This is a genomic window from Sphingobium sp. (genome assembly GCF_035511395.1).
GTDB lineage: Bacteria > Pseudomonadota > Alphaproteobacteria > Sphingomonadales > Sphingomonadaceae > Sphingobium.
The window spans coordinates 1-5,160 of sequence record NZ_DATKFP010000380.1; the positions used below are offsets into that span (position 1 = coordinate 1).

Below are 5,160 nucleotides of genomic sequence, written 5' to 3' on the forward strand. Positions count from 1 at the left end.
GCAAGGCCGAGCGTGGCCCGGCGGCGACGGATTCGATCGCCAAGCACAAGAGCGCCTATCTGATGGCAGTCGGCGGCGCGGCCTATCTGGTGTCGCGCGCGATCAAGGCGTCCAAGGTCGTGGGTTTCGAGGATCTGGGCATGGAAGCCATCTATGAGTTCACGGTGGAGGATATGCCCGTCACCGTGGCCGTGGACAGCGAAGGCCAGAATGTCCACCGCCTCGCCCCGCTGGTGTGGCAGGAGAAGATCAAGCGCGAGAAGCTGCTCGAAGGGGCGTGACTTTCCCATCCTCCCCATCGCAAGATGGGGAGGATGTTGAGAAGGCGCGCCAGTTGCGGCGCGTCCTTTCTCCACCAGAGGTAGCCTTATGGCAGTGGATGCGCGGGCGACCGAACGGATTGAAATTCCGACGGCAGCATCCGGCTGGGCCTTATGTACTCGATTTCTATTCTGCCTTGGCGCGGATCGCGGTCGAGGTTGATGGCGCTATTCATGACGATCCGAAACAGATTGCGCATGATGCTCGGCGAGATGAGTGGCTGGCAACGCAAGGGATCGCTGTGCTGCGGGTCAGGGCTTCCAATGTGTTGAGGGATTTTGAAGCCGTGACGCGGCTTGTCCTCGACCGTTACGCTATTTCCCCTCCACCATTGCTGCGCAATGGTCCCCCTCTCCCGCTTCGCGCGGGGAGGATTAACTGCCTGATCTCGATTAAACCCCGGAACCGCGCCCTTTTCCCCGCATTATGTCCGGCACCCCAAGCCGGAGTGCCCCCATGTCCTTCACCCAGCTCGATCCGCCCTTGCCCGTCCATATCGAAGGCAAGGGCAAGGGCTATGCCTTTGCTGTCATCGACTATGGGCAGGAGCATAATCTGATCTGGGTGACCGGCCTTTCCGACAGCGGCGAAATCTGGTGCGCGCCCAATCCGCTGGTGCGGCTGGAGTCGAACTGGACCATGGGGCGCAAGATGTTGCGTGAACCGGACTGGGTGGAAGCGGTGGCGACGACCAAGCCCAGTTGAACGAAAAGCGCGCCACCCGATGGGATGGCGCGCTTTTCCTTTGCGTGTCGGTGGGGAGAAGCCTCCCCGCCTTGTCTTACAGCTTGCCGCTCAGCGACACGCCGATGATGCGGGGTTCGTTGAACACGGGCGCCATGTAGTTTTCGATCACGCCCTTCACATTCTTCTCACCCGTGATGTTGCGGGCAAAGGCGGCGATCTCATACTTGCCATCGGGCGCGGTGTAGCCGATCTTCAGGCCGCCCTCGAAGTCGCCCTTCGAGTAGAACTCCTTCGTCTTGTAGAGGACGAAGTTGGTATAGCCCTGGATGTTCCAGTCGGTCGCCGCGAACAGCTTGCCGCCATTGCCCAGCGGCACGTCGTAGCGGGCCGCGATGTTCGCCGTATATTTCGGCGCGTTGGGCAGCGGGTTGCCGTCGATCTGGGCGAAGACGCCGCGCGCATTGGTCACGGTCGGGTCTTCGACCGTGCAGACGACCACGCCGTTCAGCGTGCAGACCTGCGCATAGACATTCTTGTCGTCGATTTCGCTATGCAGCAGGCTGAGGCCGGCCGACACCGTGAAATTCTCGAACGGACGCGCTTCGAGATCGGCTTCCAGACCATAGGCCTTGGCCGCGTCGGCGTTGAACAGGACGCCGTTGCCGTTCACGTCGTTGCCGTTCAGCTGAATGTCCTTCACCTTCCAGGCGAAACCCGACAGGTTGAAGCGCAGGCGATTGCTGAAGAGGTTCGTCTTGATGCCGCCTTCGTACGACATGATCGTTTCCGAATCCGCCGTGGTGAAGTCGCTGTTGAACACCGCCGAGCGGCCTTGGATGGTCGGGCCACGGAAACCCCGCGCGACGCGGGCATAGAGGCTGACTTCAGGGGTCACTTCATAGAGGGCGCTGACGTCCCAGCTCGGCTCCTTGCCGGTCAGCTTCACATAGCGACGACCGGTGTAGGTCGAGACGCCCGCCACGTTGGCGGTGGCGCGGACAAGACGGGTTTCCTTCGTGTCCTTGGTGTAGCGGCCGCCAGCGGTGATGGTGAGGCCGGGGACGACTTCGTAGCTCGCCTGGCCGAACAGGCCCCAGCTTTCATTCTTGTTGCGCAGGCGCACCCAGTTATTGGGGTTGTTCGCCGCGCCGGTCAGGAAATAGGCGCGCTGGTAGAAGTCGGTGGTGTCGCGGCTGTCGAAATACATGCCGCCGACCTGCCATTTGAAGGCGCTGTTGCCGTTGCTGGCGAGGCGGACTTCCTGCGTCAGCTGGTCGAGGTCGCGGACATTGCCCTGGCTCTGGCCGAAACCGTTCGCCACGCCATTGACGGGATAGTCAGCGCCCGCGCCGCCGTCGGTGTCGCCGCGGCTGTAGCCGCTGGTGGTTTCATAGGCGGTGATCGAGGTCAGCGTGACCGGCCCCATGTCGATCGCGATATTTTCCGACGCACCATAGGTCTTGTAAGCCTGCGGGTTGTTCATCGCTTCGTCGAGGGCGATCTTCGAACGGGGTTCGCCCGCCACGCTGTTGCTGCCCTTCACCAGGCCGCCGCGATGGAAGATGGTCGAGGTGCCGTCATAGTCGCGGGCATGAACGCTGGTCAGCATCGAGACATTCTCGGTCGGCGTCATCAGCAGCTGAAGGCGCACGTCCTTCTCATTATAGCCGCCCATCGCGTCCTTCTTGGGAGACACGGTGCCATCGGCGCTGGGGCCGGTGTAGACATTGTCGACCCAGTCGTCGCGATGCTGGTAGAGGGCCGAGACGCGGAAGGCGAGCTTGTCCGCGACGATCGGGCCGCCGATGCCGCCGTCGAAGGTGACGGTGTTATAGCTGCCATAGCTGGCCTGCGCGCGGCCTTCCCAATCCATCGAGGGGCGGATGGTGTCGAACTTGATGATGCCCGCCGTGGTGTTGCGGCCGAACAGCGAACCCTGCGGGCCGCGCAGCACTTCCACCTGGTTGACGTCGAACACAGGGTTCGACTTCAGCACGACATGCTCCAGCACGACATCGTCCTGGATGATCGACACCGGCTGCGACGCACCGAGATAGAAGTCGATATTGCCAAGGCCGCGAATGTAGAAGCGCGGGAAGATGCGGCCGGTGGTCGTTTCGGCATAGAGGCCGGGCACGCGCGCGGCGAGTTCGAGAATGTCGCCGCCGCCGGCGGTCAGGTTGCGCAGCGCATCGCCCTGCACGACGCCGACCGACACCGGCACCTTCTGGAGGTTTTCGGACCGGCGTTCGGCGGTGACGACGATTTCGCCCAGCGCGCCGTCATCGGCAGCGGCGCCTGCATCCTGCGCATGGGCCGCGCCGGTGAAGGCAAGCGCGCCCAGAGCCGAGGTCAGCAGCAGCGCTGACCGTCCGAAAGTGAGTTTCGTCAAGGTTATTCCCCGATAATCTGTTGGTTTCTAACCGGAACGCCGGCGCCCCTGCGCCCCCGCGTCCGGGATGAACCGGCCGCTAGGCCCGATTTGTGGCGGGATAGTGACAAGCGCCGCGAAGCGCCGCGCGCAGCCGCAATATGTTGCTGAGCGTGGCAAAGCGGCAACATAGGGAAATAGGGATTGGGGCTGATCAGGAAGGGACCATGAGTGGACGTCACAAATCCTTCGCGCCGCGTTTTTCGCAACCTTGTTTTTCTTCTCGCCTTATGACGCTGAAAGAATGCAGCCGCCGGGCTTCGCCCACGCTCGGTTCGACAAGCTTAGGGCGAGCGGAGCTTTGGGTCTGGAAGCGACCATTTGTTGCCTTTCGAAGCTATTTTAAGGTGCCCGATAGCGGACATACTTCCCATATGCTTTAATTCAGCAATGGGCAGATCGAGAAAGACAATTGCTGCGGTCGCAGTGTCCTTCGCGGCCGCATTTCTTAGCGGTTGCACCTTCCCGATTTCTGATCCTGTGATGCTCCGCGCTATAGAAAGCGAAGCCCGATCATTGATCACAGATCGTCCGCTCAACTCGTCGGATGGATGGGTAGATATTCCGATACGGAGGTTGCCACCAAAGATCGCGAGCCTCAACCCGAAGGCGGTGACAGTCCATCGTTGGGGAGTCGATATCATCGTGAAGCCGGGCCTTGATGGTGGCTACGGCTATGCGGTTCCGCAAAGACAGGAAGACCTACCAATGCCAGCAAAAAATGGTCGTCATGCGAAATGACGGCCCCTGTTGATCCCGTCATTTCGCATGACGACCATTTTTTGCTGTTCCTTCAATCCTTTCAGTCTGCGGATTGCGGTCGTAGCACTGACTGTTAGGCTATAACCCCTCAGGAGACGCGGCATGGCATTCGTCGCACGTTGGTTGCTCGTAACTGCCGTCTGCTTTTTAGCTTTCCCGGTCTTGTTCGTTTTGTGGAATGGCCCGGACGCCAAATTAGGATATGTCGGAGGCATGATGACAATGCTGTTCGTTCAGTTCATCAGCCCATATGCTTTTTGGAAAATCCCGATCGGCGCCGGCACGATTTTGGTGCTGGGATGGCACGCTGCTTCACGTCTGAAATCAAGCTAACGGTCGCTAAAAGCGGAAAGTCCGCTTCCCACCCATTCCGTCATGCTGACGAAAGTCAGCATCCAGGGTTGCCTGTGACCACTCTGGATCCCGGCATCCGCCGGGATGACGAAGTCAGGGATGGTCCCCTCTCCACCCCTTCCTGACACACGGCATGGATATCCCCGGACTTATCCACAGCCCTTGCCCAGCCGCCGGCTTACGCTATGTCGCGAGGGTCGGCAGCGCGGAGGACATATGGGCGCGGGAAATATGGGTCGCCTTATCAGCATCATCCGGGGCGCAGGGATTGCGCTGCTGTTCCTTGTCATCGCGCTGTGCATGGCGATCACGATCATTCCGCCCTTTCTCGACCGCATCTATTATCAGGGGCCGGCCAGCCGTCATTATGACGGCGTGCATTTCTTCAACCCCGATGGCGCGATCGAGACGCCCGCGCCGCCGGGGACCAACCGGCAGGGCTTCATCCTGCGCTGGCTGCTGGGTCATGACGACCGCCCGCAATGGCCGGTGGCGATCGCGGTCAAGCCCGGCCGTCCGGCTCCCTTCGCCGCGCCGCGTGGCATGGTCGCGACCTGGGTCGGCCATGCGACCGTGCTGGTGCAGGCGGCCTGCTCCGAATTCAG

The 5,160-nt window shown here is 61.2% G+C and carries 6 protein-coding genes and 1 pseudogene; 6 read left to right on the plus strand and 1 reads right to left on the minus strand.

Translation table 11 applies throughout. From position 1 onward, the window contains the following. From VMR39_RS25890 to VMR39_RS25900, 3 genes are all read left to right on the plus strand, one after another. Positions 1-281, plus strand: a 281-nt coding sequence (locus VMR39_RS25890; RefSeq protein ID WP_325420650.1) for a fumarate hydratase C-terminal domain-containing protein, incomplete at its 5' end; no start/stop codon positions are given. 98 nt (positions 282-379) lie between these two features. Continuing rightward, positions 380-880: an endonuclease domain-containing protein gene (locus VMR39_RS25895; RefSeq protein ID WP_414712597.1), complete on the plus strand. Its 501-nt coding sequence runs from the start codon at positions 380-382 to the stop codon at positions 878-880. Further along, a complete protein-coding gene (locus tag VMR39_RS25900) occupies positions 778-1,026 on the plus strand; it encodes a hypothetical protein (RefSeq protein WP_325420654.1) in 249 nt (82 codons plus the stop codon). Before VMR39_RS25895 ends, VMR39_RS25900 begins: the two co-directional genes overlap by 103 nt. A gap of 76 nt (positions 1,027-1,102) precedes the next feature. Here VMR39_RS25900 and VMR39_RS25905 read toward each other — a convergent pair whose 3' ends face one another. Then, the gene (locus VMR39_RS25905; RefSeq protein WP_325420656.1) at positions 1,103-3,400 is read right to left on the minus strand and encodes a TonB-dependent receptor; all 2,298 of its coding nucleotides are present in this window, start codon (positions 3,398-3,400) and stop codon (positions 1,103-1,105) included. Between the two features lie 465 nt (positions 3,401-3,865). Between VMR39_RS25905 and VMR39_RS25910 the strand changes: the two genes are divergently transcribed. The 3 genes and pseudogenes from VMR39_RS25910 to VMR39_RS25920 form a co-directional block, all read left to right on the plus strand. Beyond that, positions 3,866-4,180 (plus strand): hypothetical protein, encoded by a 315-nt coding sequence (locus tag VMR39_RS25910; RefSeq protein ID WP_325420658.1) that lies wholly within the window; start codon positions 3,866-3,868, stop codon positions 4,178-4,180. Between the two features lie 123 nt (positions 4,181-4,303). Continuing rightward, entirely contained in the window at positions 4,304-4,534 is a 231-nt protein-coding gene (locus VMR39_RS25915; RefSeq protein WP_325420660.1) for a hypothetical protein, read from the plus strand. Between the two features lie 252 nt (positions 4,535-4,786). Beyond that, positions 4,787-5,160, plus strand: a pseudogene (locus tag VMR39_RS25920) (hydrolase); the annotation flags it as partial.